Source organism: Deltaproteobacteria bacterium, assembly GCA_016210005.1.
GTDB lineage: Bacteria > Desulfobacterota > Binatia > HRBIN30 > JACQVA1 > JACQVA1.
On record JACQVA010000056.1, the window covers coordinates 1 to 12,675 of the forward strand.

At 65.4% G+C, this 12,675-nt stretch carries 12 protein-coding genes; 8 read left to right on the forward strand and 4 right to left on the reverse strand.

Translation table 11 applies throughout. The features are described 5' to 3' along the window. Positions 1-518 precede the first annotated feature (518 nt). Positions 519-2,222 (forward strand): hypothetical protein, encoded by a 1,704-nt coding sequence (locus HY699_06085; GenBank protein ID MBI4515369.1) that lies wholly within the window; start codon positions 519-521, stop codon positions 2,220-2,222. Between the two features lie 6 nt (positions 2,223-2,228). Here HY699_06085 and HY699_06090 read toward each other — a convergent pair whose 3' ends face one another. Genes HY699_06090 through HY699_06105 form a run of 4 tightly spaced genes read right to left on the reverse strand, consistent with a single transcriptional unit; the run spans position 2,229 to position 4,913 of the window. After that, entirely contained in the window at positions 2,229-2,564 is a 336-nt protein-coding gene (locus HY699_06090; GenBank protein MBI4515370.1) for a cupin domain-containing protein, read from the reverse strand. 2 nt (positions 2,565-2,566) lie between these two features. After that, positions 2,567-2,791, reverse strand: coding sequence for a hypothetical protein (locus HY699_06095; GenBank protein ID MBI4515371.1), 225 nt, complete (start codon positions 2,789-2,791; stop codon positions 2,567-2,569). Between the two features lie 2 nt (positions 2,792-2,793). Then, positions 2,794-3,702, reverse strand: a complete 909-nt coding sequence (locus HY699_06100) for a CoA-binding protein (protein MBI4515372.1) — start codon at positions 3,700-3,702, stop codon at positions 2,794-2,796. Between the two features lie 11 nt (positions 3,703-3,713). Then, positions 3,714-4,913 carry an acetate--CoA ligase family protein gene (locus HY699_06105; protein ID MBI4515373.1) on the reverse strand — a complete coding sequence of 400 codons (1,200 nt, stop codon included), beginning with the start codon at positions 4,911-4,913 and terminating at the stop codon, positions 3,714-3,716. Positions 4,914-5,405: 492 nt separating this feature from the next. Here HY699_06105 and HY699_06110 point away from each other — a divergent pair, with 492 nt between their 5' ends. The 7 genes from HY699_06110 to HY699_06140 all read left to right on the forward strand — a co-directional run bounded on the left by HY699_06110 (position 5,406) and on the right by HY699_06140 (position 12,567). Continuing rightward, positions 5,406-6,863, forward strand: a complete 1,458-nt coding sequence (locus tag HY699_06110) for a hypothetical protein (GenBank protein ID MBI4515374.1) — start codon at positions 5,406-5,408, stop codon at positions 6,861-6,863. Between the two features lie 81 nt (positions 6,864-6,944). Then, positions 6,945-7,976, forward strand: coding sequence for a hypothetical protein (locus tag HY699_06115; GenBank protein MBI4515375.1), 1,032 nt, complete (start codon positions 6,945-6,947; stop codon positions 7,974-7,976). A 2-nt stretch (positions 7,977-7,978) separates the two neighbouring features. Continuing rightward, complete coding sequence (locus HY699_06120; GenBank protein MBI4515376.1) at positions 7,979-9,319, forward strand: hypothetical protein; 1,341 nt, start codon at positions 7,979-7,981, stop codon at positions 9,317-9,319. 58 nt (positions 9,320-9,377) lie between these two features. Further along, a complete protein-coding gene (locus HY699_06125) occupies positions 9,378-10,514 on the forward strand; it encodes an SDR family oxidoreductase (GenBank protein ID MBI4515377.1) in 1,137 nt (378 codons plus the stop codon). Between the two features lie 5 nt (positions 10,515-10,519). Beyond that, positions 10,520-11,461 carry a methyltransferase domain-containing protein gene (locus HY699_06130; protein ID MBI4515378.1) on the forward strand — a complete coding sequence of 314 codons (942 nt, stop codon included), beginning with the start codon at positions 10,520-10,522 and terminating at the stop codon, positions 11,459-11,461. 154 nt (positions 11,462-11,615) lie between these two features. Beyond that, positions 11,616-12,080, forward strand: a complete 465-nt coding sequence (locus HY699_06135) for a hypothetical protein (GenBank protein MBI4515379.1) — start codon at positions 11,616-11,618, stop codon at positions 12,078-12,080. Position 12,081: 1 nt separating this feature from the next. Continuing rightward, entirely contained in the window at positions 12,082-12,567 is a 486-nt protein-coding gene (locus HY699_06140; GenBank protein ID MBI4515380.1) for a cytidine deaminase, read from the forward strand. Positions 12,568-12,675: the final 108 nt, after the last annotated feature.

A 12,675-nucleotide genomic window follows, 5' to 3' on the forward strand; every position in this document is an offset into this window, starting at 1 on the left:
TCGATGACGAGATCGTGTAGCGCTGGCGGGTGGTAGCGAGCCGGTGCCGTGGATTCCCGCTTTCGCGGGACTGACAAATTGCGTCCCTTTCGGCCATGGGCCTCGGCCTGATAGTACACGGTACTGTCAGACTGGTGAGGATTTGCCCGGTCGGCTGCACGTTACCCACAGATTTGTCGCACCCCCCCGGGGCCTCCGGGCTGCGTTTTTCGTTTGCACTCGGCAAAGAATCTTGCCAAATGTCGGCACCATTGGATGCAGGTACGCCCGGCCAAGTATGGCTGAGGTGGGTGCCAGTGCGAGGTTCGGAACGGCCGGACTGATTCGGCCGGTGGCGCAGTCTGTACTTACGGCTCGATCTTCTCCCGAGTGCGGGAGAGGCTGAAATACGGGGTTGTTCGCGCTCGTTAGACCCTCAGTAAGGTCCGCTTCGGGAGGGAAGCGGGAGAGGAGAGGTGTCCGATGTGCACGGGTCGTGGCCGTTCGGTTTACGGGTAGGTACCCGGCGTGGTGTGGCAATGCTGAGCTCACTGCGACTGCGTCTTCTCGCCGGTGGCGTGCTGCCGATGCTGCTCAGTGTCGCGGTCTATAGCTCCACCCTGCGCAATGGCTTCATCTGGGACGATCCGATGATCGTCGAGCGCCAATTGCCGGCGTTTCACGACTGGCGCTCGCTCTTCCTGCCGCCGGCCGAGCTCGAATTCGCCGGCACGTATTATCGCCCGCTCATCTTTGCGACCTATTGGTTCGATAACTGGCTAGGGCAGGGCGCCCCCTGGGCGTTTCACTTGACGCCGGTGGCCGCCCACGTGCTCGTCACCTTGCTGGTGTTCCTGTTGGGGATCGGGCTGCGGATGGCGGCGCTGCCGGCCGGGCTGGCTGCCGCCCTCTTCGCGGTGCATCCGATTCATACCGAATCGGTGGCGTGGATGGCCGGCCGGTCAGATGTGCTGGCGGCTCTGTTCTTGCTGCTGGCGGTGCTGGTGCTGTGGCGCGGTGGCCGGGCAGGTGGGGTGGCGCTGGCTGCCGGCGCGGTGTTGCTGGCCATGTTGTGCAAGGAGACGGCGGCGTTCGGGGCACTGGTGCTACCTGTCGCCGCGGCCTTGAGCACCAAGGCCAAGGGTGCGAGCCGCCGGGGCTGGATCGCGGTATCACTGGCAGTGCCGGTGTATATTTGCTTGCGCATAGCGGCCGGCGCCACCGCGCCGCGCCAGCCGGGTCAGCCGGTCGACCCCGCGGCGCTGCTGGCGCTGATCGGGTTCTACGGCGGTAAGCTGATCGCCCCGTTCGATCTCAATGTGCTGGTGATGGAGGTCCATCCGCTGGCTCTCTACCTGGGGTTGTCGGCGGCACTGCTCGGCGCCGGCGTGCGCTACTGGCGCCGAGCGCGGGGCGATCCGGCCGGGCGTTTCCTCCTGGCTTGGTGTGGGATCACGCTGGTGCCGGCAGCGCTGCCGCTGCTCTGGCCGGTGGCCGCGGCGCCTTTCGCCGAGCGCTACGCTTACTTGCCGTCGGTGGGATTCTGCCTCTTGGCAATCCATGTCGGTGCGGGTTGGGCTGCGGCCAATCCCCGTCGTCTGCGAGTCGGTGGCGTGGTGGCGCTTGTGCTCCTCACCCTGGGGGCGGTGGCGACCGTCAGCCGTAACGCAGTCTGGCGCGATGACCTGTCGTTCTGGAAGGCCGCTGCAATCCGCAACCCCAGCCGCTGGCTGCCGCGCTTCGAGCTGGCCAAGGCCTACGCCGCGGCGAGGCAACCGACGGCCGCCGAAGCTACCTACCGGGCCGCGCTGGTGCAGGCCGATGCCGTCGGCCTGCCGCTGATCCTGAACAATCTCGGCGCGCTTGCGCGCCAAGCTGGGCACGAAAGCGAAGCCGAGGGCTACTTGCGCCAAGCAGCGGCGGCGCGTGCCGACTATCCCGATCCGCTCTACAATCTCGGCGTGTTGTACTGGAACCGAGGTAAGGCGGCACTTGAGCGCGGCGACAGCGCCGCCGGACAGGCCGCGTTCGCCGCCGCACGCCAGCAGCTCGAAGCCGCGCTGCGCTTGAGCCCGCACCTGACCGCGGCCCATTATGCCCTTGGTTCACTTGCGGTGATGATGGGAGACGTCGGCTTGGCGCGCGATCACCTCGAAATGACCATTCAACTCGCACCCCACAGCCGCGAGGCTGTCTTCGCCCGCCAGGTGGCGGCCAACCTGCCGGCGGTGGCGCGGCAGTGAGCGGCCTCAGCGCGGCGGGTGCGGAATGCAGCAGATGAACTGCATGCCGGCCTGGCTGCGAAACTGGTGTAGTTCGCCCGGGCCGATGAACACGGCGTCGCCGACTCGCAACGGCCGCTCACCCTCGGCGCCGTGCACGCTGCCGCTGCCGGCAAGCACGTAGACCTCGTGCTCCCAGGGGTGTTGGTGCAGCGGCGTATGGCCGCCGGGCGCGAGCGTGAACAGCCGCAGGGCAAACGTCGGTGCCCCCTCCTGCTCGGTGATGAGCGGGCGCATCTCGACCCCTTTGGCCTCATCGCCATAGGTCACCGGTGCCACTTCACTGTGATGGCGGAGCAGCATGGTTAGGCTTCGTAGAGCTTTGTGACCCGCACGCCCTCGGGCGAGGCTTGGGTGCACAGGTCGCAGAGGGTGCATTCGTCGACGTTGTCGTCGACGATCGCCACCGTCTCCGCCCCAGCCCCGGGCTTGAAAATCTTCACCGGGCAGATCTCGACGAGTTTCTTCGCCAGGCCGGCGCTCTTGCCGACGATGCTCTGGTCTACATCAACGCGGATGAACATGGCCATGATTACGCTCCCGCCGCCCGCAAACGCTCTTTCACCAGCCCCGGGATGTCGCCGATCTCTTCCGCCACCGAGATCCCGGCCACGCGCATGCGGCGAATCTTGTCCGCCGGCGAGTCCACCTTCTTCTCGACCACCGTGCCGGCGTGTCCGAAACTCATCCCCGGCATCTCGTCCATGAAGCGGCCGGCCACGAAGGCGACGATCGGCAGCCGGCTCTTGTGCTCCTGCGCCCAACGCGCCAACTCGGCTTCCGCCGTGCCGCCCGGCTCGGAATAGATCACGATCGCCTTGGTCTCGGGGTCCTTCTCGAACAACGGCATCAGCTCTGCATAGGTCGAGCCGATGATCGGATCACCACCGATCGAGATTGCAGTGCTCTCGCCCAGACCCGCCTGCGACAGCGCGTTGCAAATCTCGGTCGTCATCCCGCCCGAGCGCGACATGACGCCGACGATGCCGGGTTTGAATGCCTTGCGGCAATCCACCGCCGGCCCGCCCAGGCTGCCAAAACGGCAGACGTCCGGCACGATGATTCCCAGACAGTTCGGCCCGATCACCCGCGCGCCGTGGAGATTGGCGTACTCGATGATCGCCGAGGCGTCCCGGCGCGGAATGCCTTCAGTGATGATGACCAGCAGCTTGATGCCGGCGTCGATGGCCTCGAAGGCAGCGTCGGGGGCGAAGGCGAGCGGCACCGTGATGACCGTGCCGTCCACCTTCCGCTTGGCGGTGATCTCACGCACCGTGTCGTAGACGGGCACGCCGTAGACCTCGCGTCCGCCGCGACCGGGGGTGACGCCGCCGACGATCTTGGAGCCGTACTCGAGGCACTCGCGGGTGAAGTTCAACGCCTCACGTCCGGTGATGCCTTGGACGATGAATTCGAAATCTTTGTGAACGAGAACGCCCATGACGCGATCCTTCAACGCCCCGCGGCGCGCATCTTCTCGACCGCTCGCCGCGCTGCCTCACTGATCGAGACCGTTCGGTCGCAAAACTCGACCCCGTACTTTCGAAGTATCTTGACCCCGTCGGCTTCCCACGCTCCGGGGATGCGGAAGATGGTGATCTTCTCGGCCGGGTTGAAGCCCAGCTCGAGCACGCCCTTGATCACCCCGCGCGCGACCAGGTCCGCGCGGGTGTTGGAGAGGACATTCGAGATGACCGCGATCTTCTCGACGCCGGGCTTGGAGAGCACCAGTTTGGTGAGCCGCTGGGCCTTCTTCACGCTCGGGTTGCCGCCGAGCGCGGCGTAATTGGCCGGCTTGCCGCCGTGCTTCTTGACCGCGTCGAAGGTGGTCAGCGAGCCGCCGCCGGCGCCGATGACCAGGCCGATGTTACCGTCGAACTCGACCACCGGACCGGCGACCCCGCGCGGATCTTCGGCGTCGATCTTGGCGGCTTCGATCTCGAAGGCCGTCTGCTCGCGCGGTGCGCGGCTGTCCCCCGGCGGGATGCCGAGTTCGTCGAGAATCGCCTTCTGCCGCCGGCGCCCTTCTACTTCCATGTCCATGTGGCAGTCGAGCGCGACAAAGTTCCCATCCGCCAGGCGCGCCAGCGAGCTGATCTCCACCTGGGTGAGGTCGTACTTGAGGAACAGCTCCGCCAGCCGTGAGACGATGCTGGTCAAGCGCGGCAAGTCGGCGCTGGCGACGCCGAGGGCCGAGACCAGCTCCTTGGCGCGGTATTCGGAGTGCGGGAAGAGGGCGGAGAAGTGCCGCCGAACGACGCGCTCGGGATGCTGGTCCGCAATCTCGTCGAGGTTGCCGGCCATCGTGCTCGCGATCATCACCGGCAGTTTGGCAATGCCGTCATAGGTGATCGCTAGGGAATACTCTTGGGCGGCAGTCGGCCGCGGCTCGAGCAGCACCCCCTTAGGAGCGCGCCCGCCGTCGTCGAGCCGCAGGAGCTGCTCGGCCGCCTGCCTGGCCTGGGTGGGGCTGTCTGCTGAGCGCAGCGCTGCCGACTTGTGCGACAGCACCTGGGCCTTCAACGCCACCGGAGAGCCGAGCTCGCCGGCCAGCCGTTCCGCCTCCGCGGCGGTTTGCGCCAGCGCGTTCTTAGGGACGGGTATCCCGTGTTTGCCGAGCAGTCGCTTGGCCTCGAATTCGTAGAAACGCATGTCAGACGATCCTCTTCATCTCGCGTAGGGATGTCGTGGTCCGGGTTTCGGCCCTTTGGTTACTTAAAACGCACTCGCCGCGCAAGGCGGGCCGCGTCCTGATTGCGTCCTGATGGGTGCGCGACAAATCTGTGGGTAACGTGGTTCGGTGTTATGGCCGTCATTCCCGCGAAAGGCCGTCATTCCCGCGAAAGCGGGAATCCAGTTTGGCGTTTGGCGCTACGGACAATCAGTTCTGCGTTTACATCCTGGCCAGCAAACGGAACGGCACGCTGTACATTGGGGTGACCTCACAGCTGACAAATTGCGTCCCTTTCGGCCTTGGGCCTCGGCCTGACAGTACACAGTACTGTCAGACTGGTGAGGACTTGCCCAGTCGGCTGCACGTTACCCACAGATTTATCGCACACCCCGTCCTGATTTGCCGGTAGGCCAATCCTTGCATGGAAGCCGTAATCAGCATACGAGCGGTGGCTGGCTAAAGGAGGTCGAATGACTCGTTCGGGGAAGATGCTGATTGCCGTCTGGGTTGCCGCTCTGTGCGCCAGCGGGTGCACCAGTGGCGACAACGGCGGTCCGCCGGCACCCACCGCCACTCCTTCGCCCGTCCCGACGAGCACGGCAACAGCGATACCGACTGCAACCCCGCCGCCGACCCTCACCCCGACTGCGTCGCCGACGGCGAGTCCAACGCTAACTGCAACCGCTACGCCCTCGCTCACGGTGACCTTCACGCCCTCCAACACTGCTACCCCTTCGCAAACGGCCACGGCTACGCAGACCGCCACGGTAACCCCCACGAGCACCGTAACGCTCACTCCCACGGAGACCGGCACCCCCACCATTACCCCGACCCCCAGCGATACGCCCACCGCCACGCTCACGCTCACGCCGAGCGAGACGCCAACGGAGACGCCGACACCGACGATCACCCCGACTCCGACCGCGACCAACACGCTCGGACCGTTGGGTACCCGCCACTTTGTGCTTAATACGACCAAGAGCGTCTTCCAGGTGAAGATTTCCGGCGGGCTGACGATTCCCCTGGGCAATTTTCAGGGACAAACCAACGGTGAGGTCGGGCCGGCTTTCCTCGACCTCGAAGCCGGCCAGCCCGATGCCGAGGGCTTTGTGAAGGTCAACATCACCGGGGCTTCGGACTTCATCTTCGTCGATGCCACCGCTTTGGCCAACTTCGTCATCTGCATCAAACCGCTGGTGCCGATACCGGCCGCGGGTCTGCTCGGCTGCGCCGGCGGAATGGACGTCGGTATTACACTGGACCAGGACCATCATCTCGGCGAGCTCGGGGTTGACGGCTTCACCGCGACCCAGTGTGCCGAGCAGCGCGGGCAAATCGAAATCCCGTACGCCGCGTGCAGCGCCGGCAAACTCGGGGTTGCGTGTGAGGCGAACGCCGATTGCGACAGCACCGCCGGCGCCGATGACGGGGTGTGCAACCATGTGTCGGCTCGGTGCACGGGCGGCGACTTGGGGGCCGTCTGCCAGGCCGACGCTCAATGCGATACCGCGGAAGACATCGGCCACTGCGGCATGGCTCACCACGGCGTCTGCAACGGTCCCTTGGTGCCCGGCCTTGGCACCGGAGATACAGGACCGGGCGAGCTTTTCATCGTTCCCAATCCCGATCCGGCGATGCAAACCAACGGATTGCCGATCGAACTCGGGTTTGAGTCGGCGCTGCCGTGCGGCGACGAGAGCCGGGGCAACCGCATCGGCTTCGCGCTGACCACCGGCAAGTCGGTCTCGCGGGTGATGAACGCCAATAACGAGCTCGGGCGCACCCTGAACTTCGAGGCGCAGGGCGAGAACTTCTCCTGCACCGATTGGCAGTCGAACACGCGCGGCCGCCTCGTCCTCAGCGCTCCGGCTCTGGATCAGTCTTTGGTAGGCGATGTCGCCACGATCTTCGTCTTCGCCTCGCACTGAGACGGGCGGGCGTATCATTGACAGGCCATGACCGGTTCCGTAGAACTGCGCCCGCGGCCGTACAGGCCGCGAGCCGACTCAATGCGCTGGACTCATAAACCGACCGAGTTGTTGCCGAACACCGCCCGGTGGCGGGCGTGCTCGCTGCTGGTTCTGCTGTTGTGCGTGTATCAGTGGGCGCCGGCGCGCCCCGCCTTCGCTACCGGGCCGAGTCGCGAAACGCTGATACCGGTTCTGTTCGGCGCCCCCGATCCCGGTGGGCTGGACATGAACGGCGATGGTCTTCTGAGCGTTGCCGATATCCTGCTGCTCGGCCGCGACGATATTACCCCGGTGCCGACCCGAACGCCGACTGTTACGGCCACCGCTACCGCCACGCCCACGGCTTCGCCAACGCCATCAGAAACACCGACGCCCACGGCAACACCGACCGCGACCGAGACCCCCACCGAAACGGCAACCCCCACCGCGACGCAGACACCGACACCAATAGGCCTGCTCTTCGCCGGTACCATCGACGAGATCTTACCCCATGGGTTGGGCGATCAGCTCGTCTACCGCGTCACCGATCCCCAAGGGAAGGTGACCACCGAGACCACGCTGGTAACGAGCGATGATGAAGGCGGGGCCTTCGGCATCGACGATCAGGAAGTCCGCGGGCAACAGCTTCTCAAGCACGAAAAGCAGTCGTACACCGACACCGGCAGTCAGTTGCTCTTTCACGGCTTCGATGACGTGCTCACCAACACCCGGACCATATGCGGTACACCGCTGTTGCGGCTTAAGACCCCACTCATCGCCGGAGAGGAGTTTTCCACAACCGTTACGTGCGATGTCTACTTCATCACTTCCGGGACTTATATCGGTTTCGTCCCCCGCACCGACACGTTCACCCCGATAGAAGTCCTCGACCATTTTAGCGTGCTGGCGGGCACCTTTGAGCGGGTCGTGCACATTCACGGCAGCACGGATCAAAGCGGCGAGCCCGAAAGTGATGAGATCTATCTGGCGCCGGGAGTCGGGCCGATTCTGCAGCTGGCGACGTTTGGCGGGTATACCACCAGGCGGGAGCTGGTCAGCGGCACCATCGGCGGTGTCCCGGTGGAGCGGTGATCGTGCGGGTGCGCGCAGAGCGCGGCGCCAGCGCCGGCTCAGCGTGGCGAGGCGCCGGGTTTGCGGTTGCCGCTCTTGCCCTGACCGTAATCGCTTGCCGGGTCGCGCTGGCGGCGCCGGCGGCCGTCAATGGGCGCCTGCAGTACGAGACCTTCGGCTATCCCGATGCGGACGCGGCTGCGCCGAGTTGGGAGAACTTCTTCTCCGCCACCTTGCGTGGCCGCGGTGAACTCAGTTCCACGCTCACCTGGCAGTGCGAAGGGCGTGCGGTGGCGGACGACCTCGAGTGGACGGCCGGCGCTTATTCGCTGCGCAACGCCAGTCGCCGCCGCCCCTACCTGTCGCTGGTTACCGCGGCGCTCGATTATCGCCCGACACCCGAGTTGCGCCTCAGCGCCGGCAAGCAGATCGCGAACTGGAGCATCTTCGACGAGTTGCAGCCGGCGAACCTGATCAATCCGCGTGACGAGTCCGACGTCTTCCGCCGTGTTGAAGTCGGCGTCCCGGGCGTATCGGTGCACTACGGCAGCGGCGGCATCTTCGCCGAGCTGATGGTGGTGCCGTTGGCGTTCACACCGTCGCGCCTGCCGCAGGGGCGCTGGAATATCGCGAGCACGGTTGCCGGCAGCTTCGGCGGCAATTACATCGAGCGGCAAGACCTGCCGCCGGTGCAGTTCGACGAAACTCAGGCGGGCGCGCGGGTAGGGGCGCGCTTCGGTCAGCTCGAGGCCACCGTGATCGGCTACGCCGGCCGCGACAACGCTGCCACCCTCGTTCCCGGCCCGATCATCTCCGTCATTGTCGATGGCCGGCGCGTGTACAAGGCGCAGATCATCAGCCATTACCCGCGGCTGCGTGCCGGCGGAGTGACGGCGTCGTATCCGCTCGGCGATCGGCTGTTGCTGCGCGTTGAATCGGTGTACTACAACAGCCCCGATCGCGGCCGCGACGATTTCCTGCACAGCGTTGCCGGTCTCGAATATGCCCTCGACGACTGGCGCTTCGTGCTCAGCTATCTGCGCGATGATCAGACCATAGCCGCGCCCGAGCAAGTCACCAGCAAGGGCGAGCGCCGCTTCTTCCAGAGCTTCATCTTCGGCGAGGGCCGCTACGATGCCGGCGGGCGGCTGCGCGGGCAACTGCGCGGCGGCTACGACGTCGACGGCGAGTTCGTGCTGCTGCAACCGGAAATCTCTTACCGGCTGTGGCGGACGCTGCGGCTGGCACTGGCCGCCGAGGTGATTCATGCGAACCGCTCGGCTTACGGACATAACAAGCTGTCGTATTTCGACAGCATCCGGCACGAGGATCGGTTGGGGACGCGGCTGGCATACGATTTCTAGCTCGGCGGTTCAGTTTGTCGTTATTCCGGGTTACACTCGAGCGGCCGGAAGATTGTGCATGTCATTTCCGCCCTCGCAAACCATCTTGCTGACGGGTGCCAGCGGCTTTCTCGGCCGCCACGTGTTGTGGCACCTGCTGCGCCGCAGCGATAGTGGGACGAGAGTATACTGCCTGCTGCGACCGGAGGCCGGCGTTGACATCAGCCAACGGCTGCACGCACTGCTGACGCCGGCTGGGGGACCGCTCGCTGCCGGCGCGCGTGAACGCTGTCACGCCGTCTCCGGAGACGTCAGCGAAGCCGGCTGGTTCCACCAGCGCACGCCGGAGTTGCCGCTGGCAGAAGTCGACCGGATCATCCACTGCGCCGCCACCGTCAAGTTCGACGCCCCGCTAGCCGAGGCGCGGCGGATCAACGTCGACGGTACGCGCTACCTGCTGCAGCTCGCCGAGGAGCTGCACGCCCGCGGGCGGTTGCGACGGGTGGACTATTTCAGCACCGCCTTCGTCGCCGGTAAGGCGGCCGGACGGGTCTACGAGGATCGCCTGGACCCGACTCAGTTCAACAACACGTACGAGCAAACCAAGTGGGAAGCGGAGCGGCTGGTGCGCGAGGCGCAGCAGCGGCTGCCCATCACTATCTACCGGCCGAGCATCATCGTCGGTGACTCGAAGACCGGTTACACGTCGAACTTCCGTGTCCTCTATTGGCCGCTGAAAGTCTTGGCCAGCGGCCTGGTGATCGTGGTGCCGGCCGATCGGCAGGGCATCGTTGACGTGGTCCCGATCGACTATGTGGTCGAGGCGTTCGAGGCCTTGAGCCGGAGCGTGCAGTCGATCGGCAAGTGCTACCACTTGGCCGCGGGTCCGGAGCGGCAAAGCTCGTGCGGTGAGCTATTGGAGTTGGCCGCCGAGTTCTTCGGTGTGCGCGACCCGTGGATGATTCCGCCGCAGGTTTCTTATCGACTGGTGCGGCCGTTGCTCTACAGCGTGTTCTGGGGCAAGCGGCGCGCGCTGCTGCGCACCGGCGAGCTGTATTTCCCCTACTTCGCGTACCGGGCGTCGTTCGATACCTCGGGGGCGCGCGCCGATCTGAACGGCGCCGGCACCGAGGCCCCGTCCGTGAAACACTACTTCCGCAACGTCATGCAGTTCTGTCGCGACACCAACTGGGGCCGAAGACCGCCGGCGGGCTAAGCGCGATGGCAGAGGGACTTCCCCGCGAGCAGCAGCGCGGCCAGCTGGCGCCGGCCGTCGCGCGTGCCTACGACGCCTCGAACGTGACGTTTCGGGTGTTGCGCGCCTTCGGCTGGGGGCCGCTGCTAAATCTCGGTTACTATCCGTTCCGGCCGCCGCTCACGCTGTTGAACTTCGTGGTGACGCCGCTGGTCTTCACGCCCTTCTTCCGTTTGCCGGCGGCGCAGTTGAAGCTGGTGAAGAAAGCGGTGGCGCTGCTCGAGCTGCGCGACGGTTGCCGCGTGCTGGACGTTGGCTGCGGCCGCGGCACCAGCTCGTACCTGATGGCGAATGCGTTTCCGCAGGCGCAGGTCACCGGCATCGACCTCTTGGCGGAGAACATTGCCGCCGCGCGCACGCTCTATGACAACACGCCGAATCTCACCTATCGTGAAGGTGACGCTACGTGTCTCGACTTCCCCGAGCGCTCGTTCGACCGCGTGCTCTGTCTCGAAGCCGCGTTCGAGTTCTGTGACCGCGTCGGCTTCCTGCGCCAGCTCGGCCGCGTGAGCGCTGCCGGGGCGCGCGCGGTGATCGTCGACTTCATGTGGAAGGACGAGGCGGCGCGCCGTCTCTGCGACAACGAGGATGGTCGCTTGGTGCAGCGTACCTGGCAGTGGGAGGACTTCGATTCGGTTGCCGAGTACCGGCGCAACGCGGAAGCGAACGGCTTCGAGGTTGCGGCCTGTCTCGACTGGTCCCCACACGTGACGGCGCCCCTGCGCAGCGTCTTCGATCTCGTCGCCCGGCTGAGCCGAACCGAGCCGGGCCGCACGCTGCTGCGCTGGTACCATCCCCCCCTACGCACCCTCACCGCCGGCGATTGGCAAGAGTTCGTCCGCTCCGCCCGCGCGCACCAGCACGTACACCGCTACAGCCGATACGTCGCGCTGGTGCTGCGGCGGTGAGCCGCGCAAGAAAGGGGTATTTGTCGGCCTTGACGGCGGGCTCAGGCACGTGCGAGAAGAAGGCAGACGTCAAAGGTAGACGTACTGCACGGAAGGCAGGTACTTGCGCCCGGAGGGAAGTGGCACGATGTGCTGTCGCGGTGAACGACTGGACGTGCTTGTCAGAGACATACTGAGGAAGAACAACGCCGACGCCACGGCGAAGGAAGATTGGGCCGTCCTCAAAGAGCTCTATGCGATGTTGAACATTCTCGACGGGAAGGCCGCGTCGCTCATGACGTTCGATGCCCTCATCCTTGCCGTATACGCTATCGTGCTTCAGGGTGACCTGGGCAGCCAGGGCTCCACGTCGTTGCAGGGCGTGGAGGGCGGCCCGGCCCTTTATGTGAGCCTCATCGGCATGGTTGTGAACCTTGCCGCGACAGTGGTCTGCGCGTTCGTTGTCCGGATGAGCTGGGCGTTTCTTAGAGATGAGGTGGCCGTCGAGTGCAAGGCCGTCGGGCGTAAGGTTGATCAGCGCACCGTTTGTTACCAGGTCGCCTGGTGGCTCTCGTTTGTGGGGGTCTTTGTGCTCGTCTTCGCCATGCTGTTCCGCTATACGCGCATTTGGAGTTGCTAGTATGGACCGTTTGGTTATCACGCAGCTTTCGCCGCAGGATCGGGAACTGGTTGCGCGCGCCGAGGAGGTGCGGGGCAACGCTTACGCGCCCTATTCCGATTTCCTGGTGGGCGCGGCCGTTCGTGATGCCGAGGGCCGGATCTTCACTGGTGCGAACCTCGAGAACGCGTCTTACGGCGTGACGGTGTGCGCCGAGGTGTCGGCGTTGGCGGCGGCAAGCAGCGCCGGTTGTCGTTCTGTTACTACGATCGCGATCGCAGGCGGGCCGCGGCGTCCTGCTGAAGGGCTGGAATCGGGCAAACTGACGATGCCTTGCGGCCGCTGCCGCCAATTGATCTTCGAGGCGGCCGACGTTGCCGGAGTTGACGTTAAGGTCATTGCTGTCGCCCAAGGCGGGCAGTTGGCGGGCGTGACAACCATCGGCGCGCTGCTGCCGGCGGCGTTCGGCCCGGCCGATCTCGCGCCTCCGTCTGACGCCGCCGCTTAGTCGTGTCTTTCCGGTGAGCATGCATGCGCGTTGCCCCCGCGTTCGACTAACCTCCCCGGCCATCTCGCCGAGAGGAGGATGGTCGAATGGCAAGGGAGAGCAGCGCAA

Excerpts from the sequence above, each read along its gene's own strand:
- HY699_06085 (MBI4515369.1), top strand. The coding sequence starts at position 519 with ATGCTGAGCTCACTGCGACTGCGTCTTCTCGCCGGTGGCGTGCTGCCG.
- HY699_06130 (MBI4515378.1), top strand. The coding sequence starts at position 10,520 with ATGGCAGAGGGACTTCCCCGCGAGCAGCAGCGCGGCCAGCTGGCGCCG.
- HY699_06115 (MBI4515375.1), top strand. The coding sequence starts at position 6,945 with ATGCGCTGGACTCATAAACCGACCGAGTTGTTGCCGAACACCGCCCGG.
- HY699_06095 (MBI4515371.1), bottom strand. The coding sequence starts at position 2,791 with ATGGCCATGTTCATCCGCGTTGATGTAGACCAGAGCATCGTCGGCAAG.
- HY699_06100 (MBI4515372.1), bottom strand. The coding sequence starts at position 3,702 with ATGGGCGTTCTCGTTCACAAAGATTTCGAATTCATCGTCCAAGGCATC.
- HY699_06110 (MBI4515374.1), top strand. The coding sequence starts at position 5,406 with ATGACTCGTTCGGGGAAGATGCTGATTGCCGTCTGGGTTGCCGCTCTG.
- HY699_06140 (MBI4515380.1), top strand. The coding sequence starts at position 12,082 with ATGGACCGTTTGGTTATCACGCAGCTTTCGCCGCAGGATCGGGAACTG.
- HY699_06125 (MBI4515377.1), top strand. The coding sequence starts at position 9,378 with ATGTCATTTCCGCCCTCGCAAACCATCTTGCTGACGGGTGCCAGCGGC.
- HY699_06090 (MBI4515370.1), bottom strand. The coding sequence starts at position 2,564 with ATGCTGCTCCGCCATCACAGTGAAGTGGCACCGGTGACCTATGGCGAT.
- HY699_06105 (MBI4515373.1), bottom strand. The coding sequence starts at position 4,913 with ATGCGTTTCTACGAATTCGAGGCCAAGCGACTGCTCGGCAAACACGGG.